Genomic DNA, 13,630 nt, shown 5'->3' on the forward strand with positions numbered 1-13,630 from the left:
ATTTGTTAAAGAGCGTTTGAGCCGTTGCTCAATCAGGAGGCGTATTCTACATCGTCTCGCCACCTTGTCAACCGTTTTTTCGATTTGTTTCAGAAGCTTTGCTTCTGAAATCACCGATACTCGCCGGCTGGTACTGCTTGTTTCGAGGAGGCGTATTCTACATCGAACCACCATCCTGTCAACCGTTATTCTAAAGAAAGATTAAATCGTTTTTCTTCAGTATTTTTAAACAGTTAACTCTCTTAAAGCACTCCGTTGTTCCGGTGCACCCCTCAAGCGAGATGCGCATTCTACAGACCTGAGTAATGGTGTCAACGGAGTTACGAAACTATTTCCAAATTGTTTCATCACTCTACTTTGTTGGGAAACACCACCCTGTGAAAAGCCCAGACCCGATGAGGCATCAAACCACCCAGTTATAGGTGGACATCAATCGTATTGGCTGCTGCGACGGCTTTAGCCTTGGCCTCTTCAATGTTAGCCCCCAAAGCCAGAGCAACGCCCATCCGGCGCCGGCCCGAAAGTTCCGGTTTACCAAACAGCCTCAGCTGTACATCCTGCTTGGAGAGCGCCACTTCCAAACCCGAAAATGACACCTCCTTGGAATCCCCCTCAGGCAGGATTACTGCAGAGGCACACGGGCCCAGCTGCCGGATTGCAGGAACCGGAATACCGAGTATGGCTCTCGCATGTAGAGCAAACTCTGACAAATCCTGGGATACCAGCGTCACCAAGCCCGTATCATGAGGCCTGGGAGACACTTCCGAGAAGTAAACATCATCACCATGAATGAACAATTCCACTCCATATACGCCATAGCCGCCGAGATTTTCCGTTATTTTCAAGGCAACTTCACGAGACCGCTCCAGCGCCTTGACACTCATCGGCTGCGGCTGCCAGGACTCGCGATAATCACCGTCTTCCTGGCGATGGCCAATGGCATCACAAAAACTGACCCCACCCGAATGCCTGACAGTCAGCAACGTAATTTCATAATCAAATTTTACAAATCCTTCTACAATAACCCTGCCTTTGCCCGCACGACCACCCGTCTGCGCGTAGTCCCAGGCTGCATCAATCTGACTCTTATCCGTTACCGTAGACTGGCCTTTGCCGGAGGAACTCATCACCGGTTTTACAACAACAGGCAAGCCAATCTCGTTGACTGCATCAATAAACAACTCTTTCGTGTCGACAAACCGATAAGGGGAAGTGCTCAGCCCAAGCTCCTCTGCAGCCAGGCGCCGGATCCCCTCTCTATTCATTGTGAGATCAACTGCTCTGGCCGAAGGAATGACTCTGTAGCCTTCCCGCTCAAGTTGAACCAACTCGGCTGTGGCGATTGCTTCGATTTCCGGGACAATAAGGTCGGGCTCTTCCAATTCAACAATGGCACGCAGCGCCTGTGCATCTAGCATATCGATCACATGGCTGCGATGAGCAATCTGCATTGCCGGCGCATTGGGATAGCGATCTGCTGCAATGACCTCAACCCCAAATCTCTGCAATTCGATAGCCACTTCTTTGCCAAGCTCACCCGAGCCACATAGAAGTACCTTATAGGCATTCGCTTTCAGCGGTGTGCCTATGGTTACACTGGCAACATTATTCAAACTATATCCTCCAGCAGGAGCCGATCCATATCAGGGATCTTCGCGCCTGATTCTAAAGTGCAATTTTCTGTTCCCGCTCAGCAACCTTTACAAGCACGGCTTTGCGCTCACAACTAGACATTGAGGTCCAACGCAAAATCTCGTCACTGGTGCGCTGGCATCCAATACATACATCATGCTCATCCAGAGCACATATACTCACACAGGGCGAGCGAACTTTATCTTCATCAGCCATATCGAGTCTGTCTCAGCTTTTTACGGGCTTCAGGCTTTTCACATAGCGGCTTGCATTGTGTACGTAATGTGCAGCGCTCAGCTCAAGCATATTCTGCTGCTGCTCTGAAAGCTCTCGCTTGATTTTGCCCGGAGCACCCATCACCAATGACCCATCGGGGATGACCATCCCCTCAGGGATCAAAGTGTTTGCACCTATCAGACAATATTTCCCTATTTTTGCGCCATTGAGAACCACGGCATTAATACCGATCAGTGAATAGTCCCCCACTTCACAGCCATGAAGCATGGCTTTATGGCCAACAGTCACACCTCTGCCCAGAGTTAACGGTATTCCCGGATCTGTATGCAAAACCGATCCGTCCTGCACATTTGTCTCGGGGCCAATTGTTATAAGCTCGTTGTCTCCACGGATCACAACGTTAAACCAGACACTGCTTTTATCGTGAAGGGCGACGTTTCCGATCACGGTTGCGTTATCAGCAACAAACTGGCGATCTCCGCATAATTCGGGTGCACGACCTTCGAGCTCATAAAGCATTGTATTTTCCTCATCAGGTTCGGGGTTCAAGCAAATCTATGCCGGTATCGTACACAGCATTCAAAAAATCGACCAGAACCACTGCAGACAGACCCCAGATCTCATAACGCTCCCACCGATAGCACGGAACATGAAAGGTATGGTTCTGAAAGTGTAAGGCATCTGTTCGCTCGCGACGGTCTTCGAGAAAGAAGGAGAGTGGTACACGAAACACACTTTCAATCTCATCCGGGTTAGGATCCAGCGGATGCGCCTCAGGCACAATACCAACATAAGGGGACACAAGAATGCCGTAACGTGACATCACTTGGCCAAGCGGCGCAATGAGTTCAACCTGATCCGGTGGCAGACCGATTTCTTCGTGGGTTTCACGCAGCGCGGTTGCAGCCAAAGACGCATCACCGGCGTCCCGCTTCCCACCTGGGTAGGCCACCTGCCCGCGGTGAGTACTCAGATTTGACGAGCGCAACGTAAATATCATTTCAGGATTGCCGGGGTCATCCGTAACAGGCACGAGAATGCCGGCTTCGGGATAATCGAGATCGATACTCCTCGGTGCATAGCCTGTTAAACGCTGAACAAGTAAGTCGCGCAAATCGGAACTCCTGAGCAAATCCGGTGTTGAATGAGACAGAAACAGCTAGGATCATTAAACTGAATGCTTTACCAATTCAAGTATACGGGGAAAATCATGAAGTACTGCAGCACATGCGGCCATCCGGTTACACAACGCATCCCCGAGGGAGACAACCGCCACCGCTATGTGTGCGTGAACTGCAGCACGATTCACTACCAGAACCCGCGCATCGTTGCGGGGACTGTGCCCGTGTGGGAAGGGCAGATTCTACTTTGTCGCCGAGCTATTGAGCCCCGATATGGATATTGGACACTTCCCGCGGGATATATGGAGAATTCGGAAACCACAGTGGAAGCTGCGGAGCGTGAAACCCTGGAGGAAGCTCTGGCCGACGTGCATATTGAGGGGCTTTACTCCATTGTTGATGTTCCGCATATAAATCAGGTTCATATGTTTTATCGGGCTACCCTTAAAGACGGACAGTTTGGTGCTGGTGAAGAATCCCTTGAGAGCCGCCTGTTTGCCCTGGATGACATCCCATGGGAAGACATTTCATTCCCGACGGTACGCAAGACTCTGGAATTTTTTATTAATGACCTGAAAAACAATTCATTCGGCGTTCACGTAAGTGCCATTCGGCATCCGATGGCAGCTACCCGAAGCAAGGACGATCTATAACAACTCCATCCGGTAAATCTCATATGCAGGCTCTTCGTAAGGGTGAGCCTTCTTGAGCGCAACAACTGCCTGACTGATCAGATCATTGCTGCAGACAAGTTCAACCTTGAACTCATCAACAGTCTCCAGCTCACCCTGTACTCCTAAAAAAGGGTCGCTTCCATCCAAGGGGCGAAACTGTCCTTGCCCGCGACACTGCCAAGCACAAGAGTCGTAATCGCCGATGCACCCGGCACCAACATCGAATAGCGCCTGTTTGGTTTTTTCCAGATGCGTCTCCGGGACGAAATAACAAATTTTGTACATGAAACCACCGTTAAAAGAGGATATTTTTTGTACAGATTAATAGGTTAGCTACTTACCCACAGAATCTGTGGATAACTCTGGGGAAAGTTTTAGGGAACCCCCCGCTAAACCCCGTATTTACTGCCCTCACGTTAAATTGGCGACAAATTCACCCGATATCTTTTTATAAACGTTTTCAATAGGTTATGCAAGACGATCAAAAAACGCACCCTTATGATTCTCATTGTTCACGGAACACACAGAGAAGCACCTGAAATGTGCATAAACAAATTGAGTCAAGGGCTATTTTTGCAATATGACGATTTTTTTCACTTGAAAAACCCAAAATTTTCCATTTCGCAGCCATAAAAAAACCGACTCAGGAAAGTCACCCTTTCAGGCCCCTCCAAAGTCGGCTTTTTCAGACAGGGTTCGGCTAGCCGAACCAACGCCTTGCATTCCTGAACATGCGAATCCAGGAGCCATCTTCCTGCCAGTCCTTCGGGCGCCACGAATGCTGAACTGCGCGGAACACGCGTTCAGGGTGCGGCATCATAATCGTGATGCGCCCATCGCGAGTGGTCGCCCCGGCGATACCATCCTGGGAACCGTTCGGGTTGTATGGATAACGAACCGTTACCTCGCCCCGGTTATCCACGAAGCGAAGCGCTACTCGTTCACTTTCTGCCAAATCCGCGGCAGACGCACTTGCCGGAAACTCTACCCTGCCCTCGCCATGAGCAACGGCGATGGGCATACGCGAACCTGCCATACCCTCGAGGAAAGCTGACGGTGATGGCATCACTTCAACCATTGCCAATCGTGCTTCAAACTGCTCAGACTGGTTACGGACAAAGCGTGGCCAGCCCTCGCTGCCAGGAATCAGTTCGTGCAAATTGGACAGCATCTGGCAGCCATTACACACCCCAAGGGCAAGAGTATCCTGACGATTAAAGAATGCTGCAAACTGATCACGAACACGATCATTGAACAGTATGGACTTTGCCCAACCCTCACCGGCGCCTAGCACATCCCCATAAGAGAATCCGCCACAAGCTACGAGGCTATTGAACGCTTCCAGGCTAACCCGACCGGACAGTAGATCACTCATGTGCACGTCAACAGATTCGAAACCGGCCCGGTCGAATGCTGCAGCCATCTCAACCTGACCGTTGACACCCTGCTCACGCAGAACAGCAACTTTAGGGCGGGCACCTTTGTTAATGAAAGGTGCAGCAATATCTTCATTTAAATTGTACGAAAGCTCGGCGTGAAGCCCCGGATCGTCTGCATCCAGCAGATTGTCAAACTCCTCAAGGGCGCAGTCAGCATTGTCCCTGATAGACTGGATACGGTAGCTGGTCTCTGACCAGATGCGCTGAAGCTCTGCCCGAGGGTGACCTACGACAGTCTCACCCCCAAACACCAAACGCAGACAATCCTGGTTATTGAGCGTTCCGATAACGCTGACATGGTCACCCAAGCCGGCACCCGAAAACTGCTGTAGCACAAAGTCGGTATCCTCTCTGCGCACCTGAATAACCGCACCCAGTTCTTCATTGAACAGTTCCCGTGCAAACTGACTGCGTTCGTCTGCCAGACCATCCAGCTTGATATCTGCACCGGTACGACCGGCGAAGCACATCTCCGCGAGCGTCACATAAAGGCCGCCGTCGGATCGATCGTGGTACGCGAGCAGCTTGTTATCTGTATTCAGCCCCTGAATGACAGCAAAAAACGCTTTGATGTCTTCCGGATCGTCAAGATCTGGCGCAACAGCGCCAACCTGGCTGTATACCTGAGCAAGTGCCGATCCGCCCAGGCGATTCTGCCCTGCAGCCAGATCAATAAGGATCAGGTCGGTTTCGCCTGCATCCTTGATTAGCTGGGGCGTTAGCGTACGTGAAACGTCGGTAACCGGAGCAAAGCCACTAATGATCAACGACAGAGGTGCGGTAACACTCTTCTGTTCTCCGTTATCCTCCTCCCACATGGTCTTCATGGACATGGAGTCCTTGCCCACGGGAATCGTAATTCCGAGTTCCGGGCACAGCTCCATACCAACAGCTCGCACGGTTTCGTACAGGTTTTCGTCCTCACCCGGATGGCCTGCTGCCGACATCCAGTTAGCCGACAAGCGAATATCGGACAGCTTGCCAATCGCCGCAGCAGCCAGGTTCGTAATTGCCTCGCCCACTGCCATCCGGCCAGAAGCCGGCGCATCAATGGTTGCTACCGGTGTGCGCTCCCCCATAGCCATGGCTTCACCCGCAAGCACATCGAATGAACTTGCAGTCACCGCAACATCGCTAACAGGAACCTGCCAAGGACCAACCATCTGGTCGCGGGCAACAAGCCCGGTAATCGTGCGGTCACCAATCGTTATAAGGAAACTTTTGGAGCCTACCGAAGGCAGCCGAAGTACCCGGCGGATAGCATCGTCAAGATTGACTTGAGTGGAATCAAAGACCGGCTTGGTGAACGATGACCGTTTAACACTCCGATGCATCCTTGGGGGCTTGCCAAAGAGCACTTCCATCGGCAGATCGACCGGTTTGTCATTGAAGTAGGAGTCGCTCAGTTCCAGATGGTGAGCTTCTGTTGCTTCACCAATCACGGCATACGGGCAACGTTCCCGGCGACACAGTGCGTCGAAAAGTTCCAGGTTTTCAGGAGCTACGGCCATAACGTAGCGTTCCTGAGATTCGTTACACCAGATCTCCAACGGAGACATGCCTGGCTCGTCGCTGGCAATATCCCGCAGCTCGAACTTTCCGCCACGACCACCGTCCTTGACCAGTTCCGGCATAGCGTTAGACAGGCCGCCCGCACCCACGTCGTGGATAAAGCACATGGGGTTTTTCTCCCCCATCTGCCAGCAGCGGTCAATCACTTCCTGACACCGGCGCTCCATCTCAGGGTTATCCCGTTGAACGGAAGCAAAGTCGAGATTTTCGTTACTGGTGCCCGAGTCCATGGAAGAAGCGGCGCTGCCCCCAAGGCCGATAAGCATGGAGGGGCCACCCAGCACAATGAGTTTGGCGCCCACTGGTATCTCGCCTTTTTCCACATGCTCCGCTCGAATATTACCAAGACCACCGGCAATCATGATGGGCTTGTGATAGCCCCGGACTTCATTACCCGCCGAGCCTGCAACCTTCTCTTCGAAAGTCCGGAAGTAGCCAGCAATATTGGGGCGACCAAATTCATTATTGAATGCTGCTCCCCCGATCGGGCCCTCAATCATGATATCCAGAGCGGAAGCGATCCGGTCAGGCTTACCGTAATTGATTTCCCAAGGCTGGGGGTCATCCGGCAAATTGAGGTTGGAGACCGTAAAGCCTGTAAGCCCTGCCTTCGGTTTAGAACCGCGACCTGTTGCTCCCTCATCACGGATTTCACCGCCAGAGCCTGTTGCTGCGCCTGCAGCCGGCGCAATCGCAGTGGGATGGTTGTGCGTCTCCACCTTCATAAGAATGTGGATGTCTTCCTGATTATAACCGTATATACCGGTTTCAGGGTCCGGGAAGAAGCGGCCGCCACGACTACCCCGAATAACTGATGCGTTGTCTTTATAAGCAGACAGAACGCCTTCGCTATTCATTTCGAAGGTGTTACGGATCATGGCAAACAGGGACTTTTCCTGGCCTTCGCCATCGATGTCCCAGGAAGCATTGAATATCTTGTGCCGACAGTGCTCAGAGTTTGCCTGGGCAAACATCATTAACTCAACATCGGTCGGATCGCGCTCAAGGCCAACAAACGATTTCACCAGGTAATCAATTTCGTCGTCTGCCAACGCAAGGCCCAAACGCCGGTTTGCATCTACCAACGCTTTGCGCCCACCCGCCAAAACTGAAACCCGCTCAAGGGGGCGCGGCTCTTCATGACTGAACAGCAGCTGGGCGCCACCCATTTCATGAAAGACTTTCTGAGTCATGCGATCATGCAGCAGGGCAGCAACTTTTTCGCGCTGATCCAGGCCGAGTTTCTTGCTGGCCTTGATATAAAAGGCTGTGCCGCGTTCGATGCGCTGAATCTGGCGCAACCCGCAATTTCGGGCAATATCAGTTGCCTTACTGGACCAGGGAGAAAGTGTTCCCGGTCGAGGCACAACGAGGAACAGTACGCCGTCCGGCTCTTCACTTGGCACACTGGGGCCATATGTCAGGAGTCGTTCAAGGATGGCCTGCTCGGAGTCAGAAAGTGAACCATCAAGGTCCACAAAGTGCATAAATTCGGCATAAACATGCTCAATCTCGGGCGCGATGGCCTGAATTCTGGCGTACAGTTTATGAGAGCGGAATGGCGAAAGCGCGGGTGCGCCGCGAAGTTCAAGCATGATATCAACCTGTATCGCGCGAAACGGGGAAGTCCGGGTGCATTCTGAGAAGGCGCATATCATACTTGAAAGCGATGCCGGGATACAGCTCGGAAACGTTATTCCCCGTGCGTACAATTGACATTGTTTTGCATAACAATTGATCAACTTTATTGACCCCCCTCTGCACAGCGGGGATTATTAGAGCGTGGACAAGGAGACCACACCCGAATAGACACCGGATGCCGCCAGCCAGTATGCGTGCATCCCGATGATCCAGCGGTAACGGAGAACAGGGACTTGCCCAGAATTCTGACTGCATATGGAGCAGCGACGGCATATACATCCATGCTCGCCTGCACACTGACCTTGACCCTGCTGACCCTGACCGGGTGCAGCCAGCCAAGTACGTTGCAGGAAATCCGTAACGAGGGCGTGTTGCACGTTATTACCCGGGTTGCGCCGTCTATTTATTATGAAGGTCGCAATGGACCAACCGGCTATGACTACGAGCTGGTCAAACTTTTCGCTGAAGAACTCGGTGTTGAACTGCGGCTGCGGGTGGCCGATGACAACACAGATGTGCTTTCTGTACTTTCGAGAGACTTCGCCCACATCGGGCTGGCAGGTCTCTCTGCTCAGCCATTGTTCGAACGTCAGTTCAAGGCCCTTCCTACCGGCATCGAAGCCCAGTCAGTCGTTGTTTACAATCGCGATCTAGAACGCCCCGAGGCCCTCGAAGATCTAATCGGTCAAACCCTGCACCTGGTTTCCGACAGCAATCACGAATACCAACTGCAAGCCCTCACAGGCGCAGTTCCGGATATTCTTTGGGAGGTTCATCCTGGTCTGGATGCCGCTGGAATTCTTGCTCGGGTGGAAACCGGCGAAGTTTCTTACGCAGTAGTCTCCTCCAACGAACTCGAGCTCAATCACGTATTTTTCCCCCAGGTTAAGCAAGCGTTTGCGCTGGGTGACGCCACGGAGCTGGCATGGTTATTCCCGGCAAACCAGGACGACTCGCTGGTCAATGCTGCAAAAACATTCTTTGAAAAGGTGACGGCAGACGGGACCGTTGCGCAACTGTCCGAACGCTTCTACGGTCATCTGGACCACTTGAACTACGTGGGTGCACGCACCTTCATGCATCATGTCGAAAACCGCCTGCCCGACTACAAAGCGCTGTTCATGGACAACGCCTCTGTATTCAACATGGACTGGCGCCTGCTTGCCGCCATTGGCTACCAGGAATCACACTGGCGCCCCAACGCGGTATCACCAACCGGCGTTCGCGGCCTGATGATGCTGACGCGTAATACGGCAAACTACATCGGGATCAATAACCGGTTAGACCCTGAAGAGAGCATTCAGGGCGGCGCCAAATATTTCCGTATGGTTCACGAGAGAATACCCGAACGCATTGCGGAACCCGACCGCACCTGGTTCGCTCTGGCCTCCTATAACGTGGGATACGGACACCTTGAAGACGCCCGCAAGCTAACCGAAGGCGCCGGCAAAAACCCGGATCGCTGGATGGACGTAAAGGAATTTCTGCCACTACTGGCACAGAAAGAATGGTACAAAAAAACCCGCTTCGGTTACGCCCGAGGGCACGAGCCGGTGCTGTATGTGCAGAACATTCGGCGTTACTACGATGTGCTCGCACGGATGATGGAGTCAACCGAAGATATAGCGGCCGCCACAGATTCACCATTCGTCGGCATAGAACAGGGATCTAGCGGGGATCAAGCAGACGGGCTGTCTGCAGAAGGTGCCGACATGCGAGCCAGCCTGCCGTCAGAGCTTGGAATAATACCACCAACGCTCTGACGCCTAGCCCTCCAAAGAGTCCGACTCGCTGACTGCAAGCACGCGATCCACTTGACCTCCAGTAAATCCGCGCCGAGTAAAAAACCGAGCCTGGCGTACTTTTTCGTCCCAGTCATCGGCCAGGTCAAAGAGGCCAAAGCGTTTTTCCCGCAGTAAAAGTGCATTGCGAACCCAGTCGGCGTCAGAGAGTTCATCAAGGCAACCGGGAGCCTGATGAATGCCACGCTGCTGCAGCTCCGACAAAATCCTCAAAGGCCCGTAACCCAGATCCATACGCTGCCGCGAGTATATATCCGCAAACCGGGCATCATCCAACCAACCCTCATTCTCATAGTCATCCAGAACCATCGAGATAAGCGAGCCATCAAGTTTGCGCTGCTTTAATTTCAGCGTTAGCTCCTGCCGACTGTGCTCGCGGCGGGCAAGCAGCCTTAAAGCGACCGAGCGTGCCTTATACTCCTGGTCGTCACTATTTTCCTGTTTTGCCATTCAACCCTTCCCGCAAACGCTCACAAAACGCTAGACTAGCCCCGATTTAATGCCGTCGGGGTCGATGCCTCAATCACCTAGACGACAGTATCCGGCTTTCTGATACCGGCGATGCAAATATGCCGATCGGATACAGAGCGCCGATGGCCGATGCCGGGTTCACTTTGCCCGACACCGTTGACTGGTTTCAATCCCAAAGGACATCTTCATGGCTGCATTCCTCCAGAAACTATTTAAATCCCGCAAATCCACTTCCGCACCCGACCGCAAGGCAAAAGCTCAGGCGCAACCAGTTGCTGCCCCGGTAGAGGATAAGCGAGCAGAACTGAGGGAAGAACAGCTTAAGGCATTAAACGCGGCACAGACTCAAGAAGCCGTTGCCGGCCTGGCGATTGAAGGCTTGACTGCGGACATCCGGCTCAAAGCCGTCAGCCAACTTGAGGACGCTGAGCTTCTTCAGCGCGTCCAAAAGCAAGCAAAAGGTCGTGACAAAGGTGTATACCAGGTGGTGCGGCAAAAGCTGCAGGTGATCCGGGATGAACAGGCTCGCCAGGAGGCAGTGTCCGAAACCATCGCGACACTGATCAGCAATGCCCGCGACCAGGCCAAAAGCGAAGATACAAAGCTCTATTCCGCCCGTCTGGACACACTTTTGAGTCAATGGGCGACCGTGGAGCCCGGTGCAACGCCAGATCAGCTCAGCGAGTTCCTTCAGTCGGTACATAGCTGTCGGGAGAGAATTGCCGGCATGAAGGCAGCCAGGTTGGAAGAAGAGCGACAACGGGAAAAACAACTTCAGCAGGAAGAAACTCTGGCACTTATGGCCCAGACCCTTGAAGACCTCCGCCATCAGCCTGCTGAAGAGATTGCCTCCCTTGCCTCACTTGACGCCCTCCAGAAAACCCAGGAAAACCGGTGGCTGGAAGCAACTCGCGATACTCAGGTCGAAAAGCAGCAGCAAAAGACCTACGAAACGTCCATGATGGCTCTGCGCAACTACATTGCTGCAATTCGCCATATCAATCAGGCAAAAGAGTCACTGCTCGCCCTATCGTCAGCTGTTGAGCAGGAAAAGGCCGGCCCCGAAGACCGGGAAAATGCCGTGGCCTTGCTGAAGGAAATAAACTGGCCCCAGGGCTTCCCTGCTCCGGAGTTGCTCGAGCCCGCGCGCAAACTGGCTGGAAAACCCAAGGCCCCGATTGAAAAAAGCGATGATCTTAAACAGCAACAGGCCTCAGCGGACAGCCTGCAAAAAACACTGGATCACCTGGAAGAGGCTCTTGAGGCCAAACAGCTTAAAGACTCCAGGCAACTTATGAAAACCGCACAGCAGCATTTCAAAGCTCTCGACCATCGCCTGAGCAAGGGCTTTCAGGCGCGTATGCAACTGCTTACCGCACAACTCCGAGATCTCACTGACTGGCAGGGATTTGCGACCGAGCCAAAACAGGTAGCTCTTTGCGAACAAATGGAACACCTCGCAGAGCAGCCCATTGAACCAGAAGTAAAATCCGAACGCATAAAAGAGCTGCAACAGGAGTGGCGAGACCTGGGCGGGTCTTCAGACCGCACACTGTGGTCTCGCTTTAAAAAGGCATCAGACAAGGCCTATGAACCCTGCAAAGCCTACTTCAAGGCCAAATCTGGTTTGAAACAGGCGAACCTCGAAAGGCGCAAAGAAATTTGTGCCGAATTGGAGCTCTTTGTTAACGGTGCAGACTGGAGCACGATAGATTGGAAAGCTGTCGATCGCATTCTGCAGACCGCCCGCCAGGAATGGAAAGCGGCCTGGCCCATAGAATTCCGGGACAACCGACAAGTACAAAAACAGTTCGACGAACTACTCAAAAAACTTGAAGCGCCAATTAACGAAGAACAACGGAAAAACGAGGCTCTGAAACAAGCAATCGTAGAGCAGGCTCAGGCGTTGACCGAACACCAGCCTCTGCAAGAGGCCATGAACAAGGCCAAGGCGCTGCAATCAGACTGGAAAGCCGTCGGAATCACCCGCCATCGGGAAGACCGCAAGCTGTGGCAAGCGTTCCGCAAAGCCTGTGATGAAATTTTTGCGCGCCGGGACTCTGAGCGCTCGGAGCAGCAACAGGCAACAAAAGAAGCTGACACAGCAGCAGAGGACGTGTTGCAACAAGTTGTCAGCGTGGATTCCGACCAAGACGCTGCAGCATTGGAGCAGGCGGCCGCCACACTACGTAGCCTTGATGAGGCTCAGGTTTCCGCAACAGTAAAAGAACAGATACAGAGGGAAAAACAGAGGCTTAGCCAGGCCGTTTCTGCACAAGAACTCAAAGCGGGCATTTCGGAATGGCAAGCGCTTGTGCTTGCACGGACAGACGCCACGGCTCCTGTACCTGGCTCGTTACCAGGCTCATGGGCCGGGCTCGCAGAAAGGCTGGGCGACCTGAACGATCAGGAACTGGTCATTCGAGCTGAGATCCTTGCAGGTGTGCCATCGCCTGAGGAAGATCAACAAAAACGCATGGAGATCCAGGTTCAGCGCCTGGCACAGGGAATCGGCTCGGGCGAAAAAACCGACAACGCCCTCCAGAGTGTTGAAGCTCTGGTCGCAAGTTGGTGCTCTCAACCAGCAGACCACCCAGCTGACCCGTCTCTCGCAAGCCGCTTGAGTCATGCCCTGGACAAACTGATCACGAACTGATCGTTATTCCCGCTGATGCTCTCTGACAAACTCCCTGGCGTCCCGAACGGCGACCAGGGATCTGTCTTTCATTCCCCTGAGCTCTTCATCCGCCAGATAAAACATCATATCAATGGTGTGCCTGTAATACCGGGGCGGTAATCGATTCAGAGCGACACACATAACATCGGTCAAGAAGTCCGCGGTATCACCCGGCTCTCTCGTCGCGTTGATAGCGTCCATCACCAGGCGTTCGTAAAAATTATCAATAGCATCTCTGAAAGACATGATTCTGCGCCTCCTCCATCAGCGCGGGAGCTGTAGATAAGCCCCTGCCATCTCTTAAACATAGAACTCCTGGCCTCGCCTGTCATTGCCCCTGAGCAATTTCGCCAATCCGATTGGC

11 protein-coding genes are annotated in these 13,630 nt (G+C 52.9%); 3 read left to right on the top strand and 8 right to left on the bottom strand.

What is annotated here, in order from left to right; genetic code table 11:
• Positions 1-416: 416 nt before the first annotated feature.
• The 4 genes from purT to Q4606_RS16850 are packed head-to-tail and all read right to left on the bottom strand — an operon-like array spanning position 417 to position 2,983.
• Positions 417-1,613 carry a formate-dependent phosphoribosylglycinamide formyltransferase gene (purT, locus tag Q4606_RS16835; protein WP_303597178.1) on the bottom strand — a complete coding sequence of 399 codons (1,197 nt, stop codon included), beginning with the start codon at positions 1,611-1,613 and terminating at the stop codon, positions 417-419.
• Between the two features lie 52 nt (positions 1,614-1,665).
• Positions 1,666-1,848, bottom strand: coding sequence for a DUF1289 domain-containing protein (locus Q4606_RS16840; RefSeq protein ID WP_303608195.1), 183 nt, complete (start codon positions 1,846-1,848; stop codon positions 1,666-1,668).
• Between the two features lie 12 nt (positions 1,849-1,860).
• Positions 1,861-2,388, bottom strand: coding sequence for a gamma carbonic anhydrase family protein (locus tag Q4606_RS16845; RefSeq protein ID WP_303608196.1), 528 nt, complete (start codon positions 2,386-2,388; stop codon positions 1,861-1,863).
• A gap of 13 nt (positions 2,389-2,401) precedes the next feature.
• Positions 2,402-2,983, bottom strand: a complete 582-nt coding sequence (locus tag Q4606_RS16850) for a CoA pyrophosphatase (protein ID WP_303608197.1) — start codon at positions 2,981-2,983, stop codon at positions 2,402-2,404.
• A gap of 96 nt (positions 2,984-3,079) precedes the next feature.
• On the opposite strand from Q4606_RS16850, the gene Q4606_RS16855 reads away from it, so the two are divergent.
• Positions 3,080-3,643 (top strand): NUDIX hydrolase, encoded by a 564-nt coding sequence (locus Q4606_RS16855; protein WP_303597182.1) that lies wholly within the window; start codon positions 3,080-3,082, stop codon positions 3,641-3,643.
• On the opposite strand, the gene Q4606_RS16860 is transcribed toward Q4606_RS16855, so the two are convergent.
• Both Q4606_RS16860 and purL read right to left on the bottom strand, forming a co-directional pair.
• Positions 3,638-3,949, bottom strand: coding sequence for a YqfO family protein (locus tag Q4606_RS16860; RefSeq protein WP_303597183.1), 312 nt, complete (start codon positions 3,947-3,949; stop codon positions 3,638-3,640). The two genes, Q4606_RS16855 and Q4606_RS16860, sit on opposite strands and share 6 nt — an antisense overlap.
• Before the next feature lie 415 nt (positions 3,950-4,364).
• A complete protein-coding gene (gene purL / locus Q4606_RS16865; RefSeq protein WP_303608198.1) occupies positions 4,365-8,270 on the bottom strand; it encodes a phosphoribosylformylglycinamidine synthase in 3,906 nt (1,301 codons plus the stop codon).
• Between the two features lie 327 nt (positions 8,271-8,597).
• On the opposite strand from purL, the gene mltF reads away from it, so the two are divergent.
• A complete protein-coding gene (mltF, locus tag Q4606_RS16870) occupies positions 8,598-10,079 on the top strand; it encodes a membrane-bound lytic murein transglycosylase MltF (protein WP_303608251.1) in 1,482 nt (493 codons plus the stop codon).
• Between the two features lie 3 nt (positions 10,080-10,082).
• Here the strand turns inward: mltF and Q4606_RS16875 are convergent, their stop codons facing one another.
• Positions 10,083-10,568, bottom strand: coding sequence for a regulatory protein RecX (locus Q4606_RS16875; RefSeq protein WP_303608199.1), 486 nt, complete (start codon positions 10,566-10,568; stop codon positions 10,083-10,085).
• A 208-nt stretch (positions 10,569-10,776) separates the two neighbouring features.
• Here Q4606_RS16875 and Q4606_RS16880 point away from each other — a divergent pair, with 208 nt between their 5' ends.
• Positions 10,777-13,245: a DUF349 domain-containing protein gene (locus Q4606_RS16880; protein ID WP_303608200.1), complete on the top strand. Its 2,469-nt coding sequence runs from the start codon at positions 10,777-10,779 to the stop codon at positions 13,243-13,245.
• A gap of 3 nt (positions 13,246-13,248) precedes the next feature.
• Here Q4606_RS16880 and Q4606_RS16885 read toward each other — a convergent pair whose 3' ends face one another.
• The gene (locus tag Q4606_RS16885) at positions 13,249-13,512 is read right to left on the bottom strand and encodes a late competence development ComFB family protein (protein WP_303608201.1); all 264 of its coding nucleotides are present in this window, start codon (positions 13,510-13,512) and stop codon (positions 13,249-13,251) included.
• Positions 13,513-13,630 lie beyond the last annotated feature (118 nt).

The organism is Marinobacter sp. 1_MG-2023 (assembly GCF_030549045.1).
Taxonomy (GTDB): domain Bacteria; phylum Pseudomonadota; class Gammaproteobacteria; order Pseudomonadales; family Oleiphilaceae; genus Marinobacter.